This is a genomic window from Yersinia pekkanenii (genome assembly GCF_001152565.1).
GTDB lineage: Bacteria > Pseudomonadota > Gammaproteobacteria > Enterobacterales > Enterobacteriaceae > Yersinia > Yersinia pekkanenii.
This window is the reverse complement of the sequence record NZ_CQAZ01000048.1, coordinates 1-14,349: the sequence shown is the minus strand read 5'-3', so window position 1 is coordinate 14,349 and position 14,349 is coordinate 1. Positions and strand designations below refer to the sequence as shown.

Below are 14,349 nucleotides of genomic sequence, written 5' to 3'. Positions count from 1 at the left end.
AGTTTTTATTGCAGCGCTAATTATTTTTATTTTATTCATCATCCCAATATCCAGTTTAATAAAATATAAAAGATGATAAGTAAATCTACCCTTTCATCTTTTCGAAAAATAGTTAATCAATAACGCCAAGCCGCGTTAGAATATTCACGTCCACCTTCGACATCTGAAGCTGCATCGGCTAGTAATTCACGACCTTTACTATCAAAAGCTAAGCCAACATAACTCTCTACAGACCATCTATTGCGAACATACGCTTTTGCAATAGCTAAACGGAAACGATAACCTAAATCCCAACTACGTAGCCAACCAACATCTGGTAATTGAGGAAGAAGCATATTACGAGCTTTTTGTGATAACTTAGACTTCAATATTTTATGATGTATATTTTCATATAATTTTTCAATTACATGAAGTCCTTTATCACCACCTGACTTTATAGCAAGGAGAATAAAAAAACAATCAAGCATATCTGCTTCTGGTTCATCAAGATCGTTAGTAATAGTTATTAAAGAGTTATACCAAGGTTCTAAACCTTCGACAATCACAGCATTCGACAGCCAACCAAGCGCATCTGCAATATTAAAAAGTAAGCTTGAATGAGTTATATGTCTAATTACCTCATCTTTAAGGATATAATTATATTGTGATAAGAACTCTTCCTTCCAAATATTTGGTACTATTTTCTTTGTATTTAGTCTTTGAACAACTTGTGCAACAGCGATATTCGGAAAATTATCAAACACCATACTTGCGATATTTTTATCATCACGCGCAACTAAGTCGTTTATGAAATGTATAAGTCCTTTAGTACTGGACGGAACCAAAGGAAGCAAATTTATCACATCGATATCATCTAATATATATCTATTCGCGAGTAAAAACTCAGGATTTCGTTCAGTTACAATTTCACGAGCAATTGGATGAGCATAACTAAGCGTCCAAAAATCAGATGATTGAATAGTCTCTATCAAACTTGCAAAAATGAGTTTGCCACTATCAGAATTCGATCGTGATGATAAAATAAAAAGATCTAAAACAGACTCTGATTCTTGTGGCCAAAAATCAATTAAATTACCGACCCCAACCATTGTGATTGCTGGAAATATCATTTCCATTTCATTATTGTTCAACAGAATATTACTGACCAACATCATTTGCTCATGGCCAGCAAATATACCATCAACTAAATCTTGTTTTAAATGTTTCGCATCACTTAAAGTCGGAAATGATTCAGAAATAATATCAGTGATGCGCTGAATGGCTCCCACTTGAGATTTATGACCAAGCGAATGAACTTCAGTCAATGGTCTAAATGATCCTCGCTGCTTACGAACATCTCGCCCATATACCCACAGGAAAGTACGTAATGAAGTTTTACCGTCACTTTGCACATCGGTTAGCGCATCATTTAACCAACCAGAAGAGGTATTCTCAATTACAGAGTTATTAGATTCCTCTTGTACAAAGATAGCAATAATATCAAAACGAGCAGAGCCTGTTGATCTTGGCATTCGGGAAACGGCTGTCTGGAATCGAAAATTACGCCTAAGCCTAGGCCATTGCTGTGACCAAACAGCAAATAATGGCTTATCAAGCCGATCTGAAGAAAGGACCTCAATGTTTGTACTTATTCTTCCATACAATGAGTCAATCAATTTCTTCGCAATTGTAATATCTAATAATCTCTGAGAGGGATTTTTTTTAATTAAATCAACCTCCAGAGGTTGCCTGTAATAATCTATATCTAAAGAAGCACCAGGGCGACAAATAACCTCCTGTAATATAGACAAATCCTCTATAGATTCCAACATAGTTGGCTCTAGCAATAAAGCATGAGTCCAAACACACCCTGGTCTTGGCATCTCTGGAGCAGGCCATGTATACATTAAGACATAACGCCCAATCGAAGGCGCGGGTAAACCAGTCCAGTAGCCCTTTGAACTTCCGAAAACAACACCCGGAGCAAGATCACTTAGCTCTGTAAGGTATGCATTTTCTTCACCGAGAGGTAATGACGAGGCTATTAATCTATGACCATCATCATAACCAAATAAACAATGATCTAGTTTCATTTGCCCGCCGACATAAGCCATATAAGTGGTTCGGTCAAATCATTTCCTTCACTTTCCAGACCAACTATTTTAATTCTTCGACTTGCTAGCAAATTGGCAATCTCATCAACCGCTGAATCATCATTAAGGTTAACCCCTTGAGCAGAAACTCCATAAATCTGATGCTCAAAGTAATCCTTATTAGCCTTCAGGAATTGAGCTACAAGTGGCATATTTACTTCTAACCAGTCGTAAGGTGTTACTCCATAATGATGAACTAAATCCCATGCAGAGATTAATAACGCTATTCGCCGCAATCGTGGCTCAAAAGGTGGCCGGATAATATCACTAAGCAGTTGCACAATTTTAACTTGTGCTGGCAATAACTTAGGTTCCCATTCAGTTATTCTCGTTTCAGCCGGAGAATCATTTAAGCTTTCATCTATCTCGCTATCACTAGGCAATCTTGCATTGAGTTCAGTAACTGAAATAAAATCTTCCCTGACATCTGAACTAATAAAGAATAAAATCCCATCATCCTCGGAAAAACCTTTCATGAAATCTTTTCGGAAAGTTCTATCTTCAACCTGACGATCAAAAGTCTCTCCTGCTAGATCAGGGAAAAATGCAGTTCCTTTCTCATCTGTTTCGCGATTTCGCAAATGGATTGCTACGTTCATATCCCCGATTTGAGACGTTCTCGGTACAGGCTCAAAATTTCGCCATGCTTCAGCTATGCGATTAAGGTAAGTAAGATCTCCATTATAAGTATCTAATTCTAAACGACAAGTGGTCTCATTTGACTCAATTAAATGCCAAAGTGCGGCTAAAAAGGTTGTCTTACCTGATGCTGGCAATCCCATGATTATGAAATTTGAATTCACTGAACGATTCTCCTTAGCAACAGTTTATCAAATTCATCTGTCAACTCCGGAATACTCAGATTACGAATATCTTCAGGAGGTTTCGCTTTCAACCAAGTTCTCAAAAGAAGAGCTAACCCTTGTGCTGGTTCTGAGTGAGGATGTAGCGCACGAGCAGCCGTATGAAATACTTCGATATTAAACTTTCCAGACAACATGGATTCAATAGATTGTTCAAATGTAGCTAAAGCATCTCGAGCTTCAGTTTTATCAACACCATCAAGCAAATCAAATTTCGTAACAACTAACTGAATTTGCGCATGAGCTGCGATATTCCCCGAGTTGGCTACTACACGAACGATATTCCTTACAGAAGCAAAAACCTCTGCTCGTTTTCGAGGTGCAGCTACACGTTCACCATCGACGATAAAAGCAATAGTTGCTGCCTTACAAATCTCTATCATATCTACAGCACGATCAGGGCGGTCTCGGATTTCCCGATAAACTTCCCCAGCCCGTTCTGAAATAAGAAGGTCATGACGTAAAAGATCTGTCTCATCTGACAATGCCAAATGAAAGAAACGTAGGCCATCTTGAGCTGATGTCCTATCTGTGTCTGGATAGGACCTTCCTGACTCAGCCCGAGAATGGAAACTTTTTCTTTCAAATCCCATTAAAGTCAGACTGTGACAAAAATATGTATTTGCAAAAGCACCATGCAAAAAGCGACCATAAATCTCAGTTACTAATGTTGTTTTACCACCATTACGCTCCCCGACTATTGTGATTATAGAAGCATCACGCCAACACAAAAGCTGATCTGCCTCCTCAACGGTAAGCATCGTAGAAGCAGGCAGTGATACCCAAGCTTGACTAGGATCAGCAACTTGAACCTTTACAGATTCCGGTTGCTCAAAAACATCAACATCAGTGTCTTCTTCATTGAGCTGATTTGTCACAGCAGCCGCCCTAAAAGATATTCACGGTAAAGTTGCTCAGCCAAAGGTAGTAACTCTAACTGAATTGAAGATTCAAACCCTGTTCTTGACTTAAATTGAGCATGCCAGGAACCAATACCAATTGTCTCCGCTAATTCAATTGCGGTCGAAATAGGCGCAAGCTTAGCTGGCAGCGCAGAAGGAACCTTAAGACAGCGAAGCTCCTCCAGAGTAAAACCATCAATAGCTGTAGAAAGCTCCTTTGGTTGTGCCCCCCGCCCTTTTTTTGCAGTTAAAATCACGCGTTCAAGCATAGCTGGTATAGCAACAGGACCAAATTCGGATGAATCAGTCAAAGTGCCTAAATCTATAGCCGCGACTAAAGCTGCTTGCTGAGTAGAAAAGGTGGTGAAACTCCGATTAAAAGTTCGGCTATAACCACCAATCAGCCACCAAAGCATCTGACTTTCCTCCCGCATCAATGTTGCCTGACGTTCAAATTTTTTCAGTATGCTCATACTCTGATTTGCAATCGTTTTCGACGACGTTTGAGCTTCTATCCGAATCTTTCCAAGCAGGGTGATCAATGTTGCCCAATCGTTTGTGGTGCTTAAAGCTGCAATCTCTTCGTCAAGTTTAGGGGTGATCGTAGGAGCTATTTTGATCGGAATATCTTTAAACGCTCTTCCAGCAATGGCCAGCTTAATAAGGCTCTCTTCAGCGTTGCTTAAAAGCCACAAAGATTCTAAAGGCCGCCGAAGACCTTTTACACTCCCAACGCATACTGCCAAGATAGCAACAGCATTTTCTTGATCAATCAATTCCCCCATAACTGATGCTGATAGTACACGGGCTTCTCTTTCATTATTCAACAGACTAAAGCTTGCATCTTCTTGTACGAACTCATCTCGAAACCACTCTAAAGGGACACCAGTACCGCCGTAGTAAAATGATGTTAAATCAATAATTTGTGAATTATTGATATTTTCCACGATTCGTCTTACTGGTTCTTGACGAGCAATTATTACTTCAGAAGTAGGAGATAATCCCGCATCTGCATAGCGGTCCGCAAATGTTAACATTGTCATACTAGTCCCTTTATCGTTGTTCAGCTTCGGTCACTGCTGCTGCAAACACATCAAGCATTCCTCTCTCATGAGCTCTGAGCAACACTTGTCGAAAACGTTCATAGTCAGGTAAACGCATATCATCGTCTTCTAACAACTCCAGACGTCCGGCAATCTCTAATTTTTGACTAAATGTTAGTCGGTAGAAACGCAAACCAAGATCACGAAGGGTATTCATTGAATTTCCTTCCCTCACAGACATCATTTCTGGTACGAGCTCGGACGGGGGAGATTGTGCTACTAAACTTGAGGATGTCTCAGTCGATGAATTCCAGTCTTCTAGTCGTATAGAATGCTCAAATACTGAAGAGTCCCTATCCATTTTTGCCTGAAACCCGCCAGGTGCAGTTTGCCACACTCTGATATGAGCTCTAATGTTAAGTATTCGTCTTGTTGGTCCCCCACTAACATCTAATTCGATTAGATTGTATCCGGGTTCCCAACCATCTTCATGCCGATCAGGATTCATGGCACTAGCTGCAAGCCGCACATAATCGCGAACCATATCCACTCGATTAGTGTGTATATGACCGAAAATTTGTAATGGAGCAACATCATTGAGATGATCTTCAAGCCCACGCGCATTACCTAACCAAGTAAGATGATGATGAGTAATCACTGCATTAACAATACCATCTCCACGCGTAATCTGGAGGCTAGCAGGATCAACAAATAACTCGCCAGGAATATCGTGACTACTTGATACAAAAGAACTATTAAGCCCCCATAGTCTTAACGTCGAGCCATCATTTAACACAAGATCTCGAACAACTCGAGTTCTATCAGGGGGAAGTAAGTCACAGAAAAATTGCTGTGCGAATTGATTGTAGTTGTCCAGACTTTCATAAAGTAATCGTCGAGCATCAGGATCACTTAACTGTTTCATAATCTCAGTATTGGGATTTGGTGCTGACTTGATTGTTCGGTGAATCATCTGAACTAAGTTTCGATCCGCTAAGTTTCGTACAACATCATGGTTGCCCGGCACAACAAATACCGATGCCATTGAGCACCGACAAGCTTCACAGAGACGCTCCAGCCAATCCGTAGCAAATGAAAATTCCTCGGGATCCCCTGAAAATGCAATGTCTCCCGATACAATCACTACATCAGGTACACCTATGTGTGCGCACTTTTGCGCAGCATCACGAATCAACTCATTCCTTAAATGGAAGTTTGGATCCTGAGCGGTCTGAATTTCAGATTTTCGAAAATGAATATCAGATAAGTGCAATATGAGCAAAGTACGACTCCTTCAGGTTCGGCCAACCGTCAAAGCTAATTGAAAATCAGATGTACTATCCTATCAAAAGGTTACCCATTTTACTGCTATGACCCATTGCCAGCGTCTGAGCATGTTCACTCCTTCTGTTTTTTTCAGGGACAGAGCACTCCAAAATAACATCAGTTCATGCGCTCAGATATAGCAATCAATTGCCTATTCATTGTGACGCATCTGATTAACTTCCGCTGCTGGCACATAGCCGAAAGTCAGATTACGCGATACGACTGTTAATAAGAATACCAGTTCGTTGATGACCTATAACTAATATCTCTAAGTAAAATATTACCAATGCAACGCTTTTTTCTGTCCCCATCCATAGCATTAAAATTTAGTGCCGTTAGGGGACAGATAATTGTGCTAAGTATTTAACGTTCTAGTTAATGATTTTTATATTATATTTGGCCATCTTTACGGCCAAATATAATTACCCTACTATGAAACATTCTTTAACTTGGGTTTGGTAATAGTATCGATAAAATCCCCATACCACTGCAACATCTCCCTACGCTGCTCCAGATACTGTGCATGGTTATACGTGCCACGAATGGTGTTTTTATCCACATGAGCAAGTTGTAGCTCAATCCACGCTGTGTTATAGCCTTGTTCGTGCAGGATAGTACTCATCGTGTGCCTAAAACCGTGCCCCGTAGCCTTCCCGTGATACCCCACCCTTTTCAGAACCTGATTGATACTCGCCTCACTCATTGGCTTAGTGATATCGTTACGCCCAGGAAATACCAGATTGTAGCGACCTGTCACTGCCTGGATTTCACGTAGTGCTGCCACAACCTGATCGGACAATGGCACCAGATGTGGGCGGCGCATCTTCATCCTTTCGACTGGTACTTCCCAAACACGCTTGTCGAAATCGAACTCTTTCCATTCAGCCATGCGGAGTTCAATGGTACGAACGCCCGTTAGCATAAGAATCTTTGTTGCTAGCCGAGTTATTGGGCTACCGGAATAAGCGGCGAGAGCCTCTAAAAGAGCAGGAAGTTCATCAGCTAACAGGTGAGGATAGTGCACAGATTTTGGCGGAGTTAGTGCGCTTGCCAGTTCTGAGGCTGGGTTAGATTCAGCGCGACCCGTGACAATGGCGTAACGAAACACTTGGTTGCAGGCCTGGCGGATTTTACGCAGCTTATCGAGAACACCACGTTTTTCGAGTTTGCGAAGTGAACTAAGGATCTCCAGAGGCTTGATTTCTGCAATTGGGCGCTTACCGATATCCGGAAAGATATCGTTTTCAAACGCTTCCATAATGTCTTCAGCATAACCCTTCGACCAGTTAGGCCGCTTGTACTCATGCCATTCCAGCGCGATAGCCTTGAAGGTATTTTCTACCGTCGCTTTGCGAGCTTGTTTATCAACCTTTTTCTGTTCACTAGGATCGATAGCGTTAGCGACTTGTCGCTTAGCGTCATCTCTACGCTGCCTGGCTTCAGATAAAGAAATTTCGGGATAGATACCCAACGCCAGCATCTTTTGTTTGCCGTCAAATCGGTACTGCAAGCGCCAGTACTTAGATCCATTAGGATGCACCATCAAATGCATCCCTTCGCCATCAGTAAGCTTGTAAGGCTTCTCTGTTGGCTTTGCACTTCTTACCTTCACATCGGTTAAGGCCATTTGTGGCTCTCCGTTGCTGGCTGTTGGTATAAGATTTCATTGAACGGGGATGTACCATCACATATACCAACAAATAGTACTTGATGTGGGTTGATGTCGATAGAGCTAGGTAGACTGAAGACACACTAAAATCAGCTAATACACTGAATTTTAGGCATAAAAAAAGACGTCAGTTGACGTCTATTTACTTCGAGATGGTACGCCCTACAGGATTCGAACCTGTGACCTACGGCTTAGAAGGCCGTTGCTCTATCCAACTGAGCTAAGGGCGCATTTGATATTACCGCAGTATAGAACGCTGCCGGTAGTCAGTTGCGGGTTGGATTATACGGGCAGCCGCTTTCGAGTCAATGGGTTTTCGCCTTATGGTTTATCATCTGGCTATTTAATCGTTAATTAATCGTTATTATACGCCTGACAGCACGCCTCGCTTCTGACAAAATAGGCAGATTCCCGCTTTTAAAATTGATGGACCCCCACTGATGTCAGCAAAAATTATTGATGGTAAAACAATTGCGCAACAGGTAAGAAACGAAGTTGCTGCATTAGTACAGAAACGTTTAGCTGCGGGTAAGCGCGCCCCCGGTCTCGCCGTGGTGTTGGTCGGCGAGAATCCGGCTTCACAAATTTATGTCGCCAGTAAGCGCAAAGCATGTGAAGAAGTGGGTTTTGTTTCGCGTTCTTATGATTTACCAATGACCACCAGCGAAGCAGATCTGTTAACACTGATTGACTCACTGAATGACAATGGTGAAATTGATGGCATTCTGGTACAACTGCCCCTCCCTGCGGGGATTGATAATGTCAAAGTCTTGGAGCGTATCCATCCGGATAAAGACGTAGACGGTTTCCATCCGTATAACGTGGGTCGCCTGTGCCAACGTGCGCCGAAACTGCGCCCTTGTACCCCTCGCGGTATCATTAGCTTGTTAGAGCGTTATAACATCCCGACTTATGGCCTAAACGCTGTCGTGGTCGGTGCATCAAATATTGTTGGTCGCCCAATGAGCCTTGAGTTACTACTGGCCGGTTGTACTACCACCGTAACCCATCGTTTCACTCAAAACCTGCGCCAACATATCGAAAATGCTGACTTACTGGTGGTCGCGGTGGGTAAACCCGGTTTTATTCCCGGCGAGTGGATTAAACCCGGCGCTATCGTAATTGATGTGGGCATTAACCGCCTGGAAAGTGGTAAAGTAGTCGGCGATGTAGAATTTGATGCCGCCGTTGAGCGTGCAGGTTGGATTACACCGGTTCCCGGTGGCGTCGGGCCGATGACCGTTGCAACACTGATACAAAATACCTTGCAAGCCTGCGAGGAATATCACGACATTAACGAAATTGATTGAAAGGACAGTAATGGACATTTTTCGTTTGGAAAAACACCCGCATGTCGAGCTGTGTGACTTATTAAAGTTACAAGGCTGGAACGACAGCGGCGCTTCAGCAAAAGCCGCCATCGCTGATGGGCAGGTGAAAGTCGACGGGAATGTAGAAACGCGCAAGCGCTGCAAAATTCTGGCTGACCAAATTGTTGAGTTTCAAGGTATGAAAGTACAGGTTAAAGCCTCATAATCTTGGCACCGGCGAGTTTTAGCTGGTTATTGCGAAAAGCTGCCATTGCAACAGTGACAAGTACAAGATGTGGGTAAAAAAATGCGGTTACTGGTCAGCGCCAGAACCGCAATTTTTTTAGACTTATTTTGGGGCTGAGTAGCCTAACAGTTACCCATTCGGCTCTATAACACCGCGTTATTTACGGCGCCATGTCGTCCCCTGTGGGCCATCTTCCAACACAATACCCAGCTCATTCAATTGATCACGAGCAGAATCCGCTAGCGCCCAATCTTTACGACTGCGCGCATCATTACGTTGCTTAATCAGCGCTTCAATTTTGACAACTTCATCGTCATCAGTCTGTGCACCGCTTTGTAAAAACAGCTCCGGATCCTGTTCCAATAAGCCCAGCACATGGGCCAGTTTACGCAGTTCTGCCGCTAAACCATTTGCCGCAGTAATATCTTCAGCTTTTAGGCGGTTCACTTCACGGGCAATATCAAACAGCACAGAGTAGGCCTCTGGTGTATTGAAATCATCATCCATTGCAGCACGGAAACGCGCTTCAAACTCAGCACCACCCGCAGGTGTCGCATCGACATCAGTGCCACGCAGCGCAGTATACAAGCGCTCCAACGAAGCACGTGCCTGCTTCAGGTTCTCTTCGCTGTAGTTAAGCTGGCTGCGATAATGGCCGGACATCAGGAAGTAACGCACAGTTTCAGCATCGTAATAGGCCAGCACGTCGCGGATGGTGAAGAAGTTATTCAGAGATTTCGACATTTTTTCTTTGTCGATCATCACCATACCTGAATGCATCCAGTAATTCACATACGGGCCATCATGAGCACAGGTAGACTGTGCAATTTCATTCTCGTGGTGCGGGAACATCAAATCAGACCCACCACCGTGAATATCGAAGTGCGCCCCTAGCTGCTTGCCGTTCATCGCGGAACATTCAATATGCCAACCTGGGCGGCCTGCCCCCCAAGGTGACTCCCAGCTTGGCTCACCCGGTTTAGACATTTTCCACAACACGAAATCCATCGGATTGCGTTTAACATCAGCCACTTCAACCCGAGCGCCTGCTTGTAACTGATCTAAATCCTGGCGAGACAGCACACCGTAATCTGGATCACTGTCTACCGCGAACATCACATCACCATTTGACGCGACATAGGCGTGATCACGGGCGATCAAACGCTCGGTCAACTCAATGATTTCACGGATATGATGAGTCGCACGCGGCTCCAAATCAGGGCGTTTGAGGTTCAGCGCATCGAAGTCCTTATGCATCTCCGCCAACATACGCGAAGTCAGTTGCTCGCAGGTTTCATTGTTCTCAATCGCACGTTTAATGATTTTATCGTCAACATCAGTGACATTGCGAACATACGTCAGAGAATAGCCTAAATAACGCAGATAACGCGCAATGACGTCGAAAGCGACAAAAGTACGCCCATGCCCAATGTGACACAGGTCATAAATGGTGATCCCGCATACGTACATACCAATTTTACCGGCATGAATAGGCTTGAATTCCTCTTTTTGGCGACTCAGTGTATTAAAAATCTTTAGCATCGGGACATTCCGTGGTTTTTTGTTTTTTGCAATACGCATGGTTTAACAGGATATCATCAGATTATGCGATAAATCAGCCACTGATACAGCACTTTTTCGCCCATCCTGGCGGCGTTTCGAATGCTGACTCAATCTCAGAGATATGATATAAGAGCCATCTAAAGAGTTACGACTCATTTCTGAATGCACTTATTACAACACTAGCAGGAACATTATTATGGTCACTTTTCATACTAATCACGGCGATATCGTCGTCAATACCTTTGCTGATAAAGCGCCGGTTACCGTTGAGAACTTCCTGAACTACTGCCGTAAAGGTTTCTATGATAACACTATCTTCCACCGTGTTATCGATGGTTTCATGATCCAGGGCGGGGGTTTTGAGCCGGGCATGAGCCAGAAAGAGACTGATGCTCCTATCAAGAACGAAGCCAACAACGGTTTGAAAAATACCCGTGGTACTCTGGCAATGGCGCGCACTAACGATCCACACTCCGCGACTGCTCAGTTCTTTATTAACGTTGCAGACAACGACTTTCTGAACTTCCGTTCAGAACGCCCGGATGGCTGGGGTTACTGCGTATTTGCTGAAGTTACCGACGGTTTAGACGTAGTTGAAAAAATCAAAAACGTGGCAACCGGCCGCAGCGGTATGCATCAAGATGTGCCAAAAGAAGATGTCATCATTAAAAGCGTTACTGTAAGCGAGTAATGCGGCTTAATGAGCACGCTTTTTATTGCAGATTTGCATCTTAGCGTTCAGGAACCGGCAATCACTGCCGGTTTCCTGCATTTTATACAGCGTGATGCTATCCATGCCGATGCTTTATATATCTTGGGCGACTTGTTCGAATCCTGGATTGGTGATGATGATCCCGAGCCGCTGTACCGGCAAGTGGCTGCTGCACTGAAATCACTCCAACAACAGGGCGTGCCTTGCTACTTTATCCACGGTAACCGTGATTTTCTGCTGGGTAAAGGCTTTGCAAGGGAAAGCGGCATGACCTTGCTACCGGAGGAGAAAGTCGTTGAGTTGTATGGCCGTAAAATTATCATTTTACATGGCGACACCCTGTGTACTGATGATACGGATTATCAGCATTTTCGCCGTAGGGTGCACAACCCCCTAATTCAGAAACTATTTCTGTGGTTACCTCTGTGTTTTCGTTTACGCATTGCCGCTTATATGCGCCACCAAAGCCAACAAAATAATAGCGGTAAATCGCAATTGATCATGGATGTGAATCCGCAAGCTGTCGTTGATACTTTCCAACTTAATAATGTCAGTTGGATGATCCACGGACATACCCATCGCCCGGCAGTCCATACGGTAGCACTACCGGCTGTAACCGCACATCGCGTCGTTCTGGGTGCCTGGCATGTTGAGGGTTCAATGGTTAAAGTCACCGCAGAGAGTGTCGAGTTAATTAAATTCCCGTTCTAAGCCGCACATCCCCCTCATTGCCACTCTATATGCCATCATCGTATAACGAAAAAAACCGATAAATCCGCCCAAAAGCCACGACGCAACCGTTTTCCTCGCCTTTGGCTCATGATATGCTCTACGCCCTCTTCGCCAGTCACGATTTAAGTAAAAATCATTCTGGCCGACGCTTGCGCAATCACAGGAGCTTTACACCCATGGGAGCTAACCTCGATTCGGCTTATGCAGCCGGGGTTAAAATCGCTATCGTAATGGGGTCCAAGAGTGACTGGGCCACCATGCAGTTCACCGCCGACGTGCTCACCACGCTCAATATCCCGTTTCATGTCGAAGTTGTTTCTGCACACCGTACCCCGGACAAGTTGTTCAGTTTTGCCGAACAAGCCGAGGCTAATGGCCTACATGTCATTATTGCCGGTGCTGGGGGGGCGGCTCACCTACCGGGTATGCTGGCGGCAAAAACGCTGGTGCCGGTTTTAGGTGTGCCAGTACAAAGTGCGGCATTGAGCGGTATCGACAGCCTGTATTCCATTGTACAGATGCCTCGCGGTATTCCGGTCGGCACTCTGGCAATCGGTAAAGCCGGTGCGGCAAATGCGGCATTGCTGGCCGCACAAATATTGGCGTTACATGATGCTCAATTGGCTGCCTGTCTGGCTGAGTGGCGTAAAAATCAAACCGACGAGGTGCTGGATAACCCAGACCCACGAGTACCAGATCCACAGGAACTCACTGTGCAGGTAACAAAATGAAGCCAGTTTGCGTACTGGGTAATGGCCAGTTAGGGCGCATGCTGCGCCAGGCCGGTGAACCACTGGGCATTGCTGTCTATCCTGTCGGTTTAGACGCCGAGCCAGAAGCGGTGCCTTATCAGCATAGTGTTATCACCGCAGAGATTGAACGCTGGCCGGAAACCGCCTTAACCCGCGAACTTGCCACACATACCGCTTTCGTTAACCGCGATATTTTCCCGCGTCTGGCTGACCGTCTGACACAAAAACAATTGCTCGACAGCCTGAATTTGGCGACCGCCCCATGGCAGTTATTAGCCAGCAATAGCGAGTGGCCGCAGGTATTCGCCACACTGGGTGAGTTTGAAGGGGCAATGGTTATAGTGAAACGCCGGATTGGCGGCTATGACGGTCGGGGTCAGTGGCGTTTACGTGCTGGTGAGCAGGATACATTGCCAACTGATGCTTATGGTGAATGTATTGTCGAACAGGGGATCAATTTTTCTGGCGAAGTCTCGCTGATCGGCGCACGCAGTCACCAAGGTAACTCGGTTTTTTATCCGCTAACCCATAATTTGCATGAAGATGGCATCTTACGCATCAGCGTGGCGCGGCCTCAGCCAGATAGCCGACTGCAGCAGCAAGCTGAAAAAATGCTGTCGGCAATTATGGATGAGCTGAATTATGTTGGTGTGATGGCAATGGAGTGCTTTATTGTTGGCGACAGTTTATTGATCAATGAGCTGGCACCACGCGTGCATAACAGTGGCCACTGGACCCAAAATGGGGCCGCCATCAGCCAGTTCGAACTGCATCTACGGGCTATCTTAGATTTGCCGCTGCCCAAGCCGGTGGTGAATACGCCATCCGTGATGGTTAATCTGATTGGCACTCCAGTGAATATCGAGTGGCTGTCACTGCCATTGGTGCATCTGCACTGGTACGAAAAAGAAGTGCGCGAAGGCCGCAAAGTGGGTCATCTGAATTTGAATGATCCCGATGGCGCAGAACTGAGTGCCACACTGGCGGCACTGGCTCCTTTGCTACCAGAGGAATATCAGAACGCACTGCGCTGGGCGCAAGCCAAGCTATAACGCAACCAAAGCGGTTTCAAGTCACGGTACTCGCCGTGACTTGAAA

13 protein-coding genes and 1 tRNA gene are annotated in these 14,349 nt (G+C 44.8%); 6 read left to right on the top strand and 8 right to left on the bottom strand.

Annotated elements, in window-relative coordinates; translation table 11 throughout:
• Window positions 1-116: 116 nt before the first annotated feature.
• The 7 genes from AEP37_RS18985 to AEP37_RS18955 all read right to left on the bottom strand — a co-directional run bounded on the left by AEP37_RS18985 (window position 117) and on the right by AEP37_RS18955 (window position 8,165).
• Window positions 117-2,072, bottom strand: a complete 1,956-nt coding sequence (locus AEP37_RS18985) for a GAP1-N1 domain-containing protein (protein ID WP_156168681.1) — start codon at window positions 2,070-2,072, stop codon at window positions 117-119.
• On the bottom strand, window positions 2,069-2,935 hold the full coding sequence (locus AEP37_RS18980; RefSeq protein WP_049614824.1) for a TRAFAC clade GTPase domain-containing protein: 867 nt from the start codon (window positions 2,933-2,935) through the stop codon (window positions 2,069-2,071). Before AEP37_RS18980 ends, AEP37_RS18985 begins: the two co-directional genes overlap by 4 nt.
• Window positions 2,932-3,873, bottom strand: a complete 942-nt coding sequence (locus AEP37_RS18975) for a TRAFAC clade GTPase domain-containing protein (RefSeq protein ID WP_202905475.1) — start codon at window positions 3,871-3,873, stop codon at window positions 2,932-2,934. Before AEP37_RS18975 ends, AEP37_RS18980 begins: the two co-directional genes overlap by 4 nt.
• Complete coding sequence (locus AEP37_RS18970; RefSeq protein ID WP_049614823.1) at window positions 3,870-4,940, bottom strand: GTPase-associated system all-helical protein GASH; 1,071 nt, start codon at window positions 4,938-4,940, stop codon at window positions 3,870-3,872. The genes AEP37_RS18975 and AEP37_RS18970 overlap by 4 nt, the downstream gene beginning before the upstream one ends.
• 10 nt (window positions 4,941-4,950) lie before the next feature.
• Complete coding sequence (locus AEP37_RS18965; RefSeq protein ID WP_049614822.1) at window positions 4,951-6,222, bottom strand: metallophosphoesterase; 1,272 nt, start codon at window positions 6,220-6,222, stop codon at window positions 4,951-4,953.
• 474 nt (window positions 6,223-6,696) lie between these two features.
• Window positions 6,697-7,893 carry a tyrosine-type recombinase/integrase gene (locus AEP37_RS18960; RefSeq protein ID WP_049614821.1) on the bottom strand — a complete coding sequence of 399 codons (1,197 nt, stop codon included), beginning with the start codon at window positions 7,891-7,893 and terminating at the stop codon, window positions 6,697-6,699.
• A gap of 195 nt (window positions 7,894-8,088) precedes the next feature.
• Window positions 8,089-8,165, bottom strand: a tRNA-Arg gene (locus AEP37_RS18955).
• Window positions 8,166-8,375: 210 nt separating this feature from the next.
• Here AEP37_RS18955 and folD point away from each other — a divergent pair.
• A complete protein-coding gene (gene folD, locus AEP37_RS18950) occupies window positions 8,376-9,245 on the top strand; it encodes a bifunctional methylenetetrahydrofolate dehydrogenase/methenyltetrahydrofolate cyclohydrolase FolD (RefSeq protein WP_049614820.1) in 870 nt (289 codons plus the stop codon).
• Between the two features lie 10 nt (window positions 9,246-9,255).
• On the top strand, window positions 9,256-9,471 hold the full coding sequence (gene ybcJ, locus AEP37_RS18945; protein ID WP_049614819.1) for a ribosome-associated protein YbcJ: 216 nt from the start codon (window positions 9,256-9,258) through the stop codon (window positions 9,469-9,471).
• Window positions 9,472-9,648: 177 nt separating this feature from the next.
• Here ybcJ and cysS read toward each other — a convergent pair whose 3' ends face one another.
• Complete coding sequence (gene cysS / locus AEP37_RS18940) at window positions 9,649-11,034, bottom strand: cysteine--tRNA ligase (RefSeq protein ID WP_049614818.1); 1,386 nt, start codon at window positions 11,032-11,034, stop codon at window positions 9,649-9,651.
• A 217-nt stretch (window positions 11,035-11,251) separates the two neighbouring features.
• Here cysS and ppiB point away from each other — a divergent pair, with 217 nt between their 5' ends.
• The 4 genes from ppiB (at window position 11,252) to purK (ending at window position 14,303) form a co-directional block, all read left to right on the top strand.
• Entirely contained in the window at window positions 11,252-11,746 is a 495-nt protein-coding gene (gene ppiB / locus AEP37_RS18935) for a peptidylprolyl isomerase B (protein ID WP_049614817.1), read from the top strand.
• A gap of 9 nt (window positions 11,747-11,755) precedes the next feature.
• Window positions 11,756-12,478: a UDP-2,3-diacylglucosamine diphosphatase gene (locus AEP37_RS18930; RefSeq protein WP_049614816.1), complete on the top strand. Its 723-nt coding sequence runs from the start codon at window positions 11,756-11,758 to the stop codon at window positions 12,476-12,478.
• Between the two features lie 197 nt (window positions 12,479-12,675).
• Entirely contained in the window at window positions 12,676-13,230 is a 555-nt protein-coding gene (gene purE, locus AEP37_RS18925) for a 5-(carboxyamino)imidazole ribonucleotide mutase (protein WP_049614815.1), read from the top strand.
• Window positions 13,227-14,303, top strand: coding sequence for a 5-(carboxyamino)imidazole ribonucleotide synthase (gene purK / locus AEP37_RS18920; RefSeq protein ID WP_049614814.1), 1,077 nt, complete (start codon window positions 13,227-13,229; stop codon window positions 14,301-14,303). Before purE ends, purK begins: the two co-directional genes overlap by 4 nt.
• The last annotated feature ends 46 nt before the right edge of the window (window positions 14,304-14,349 follow it).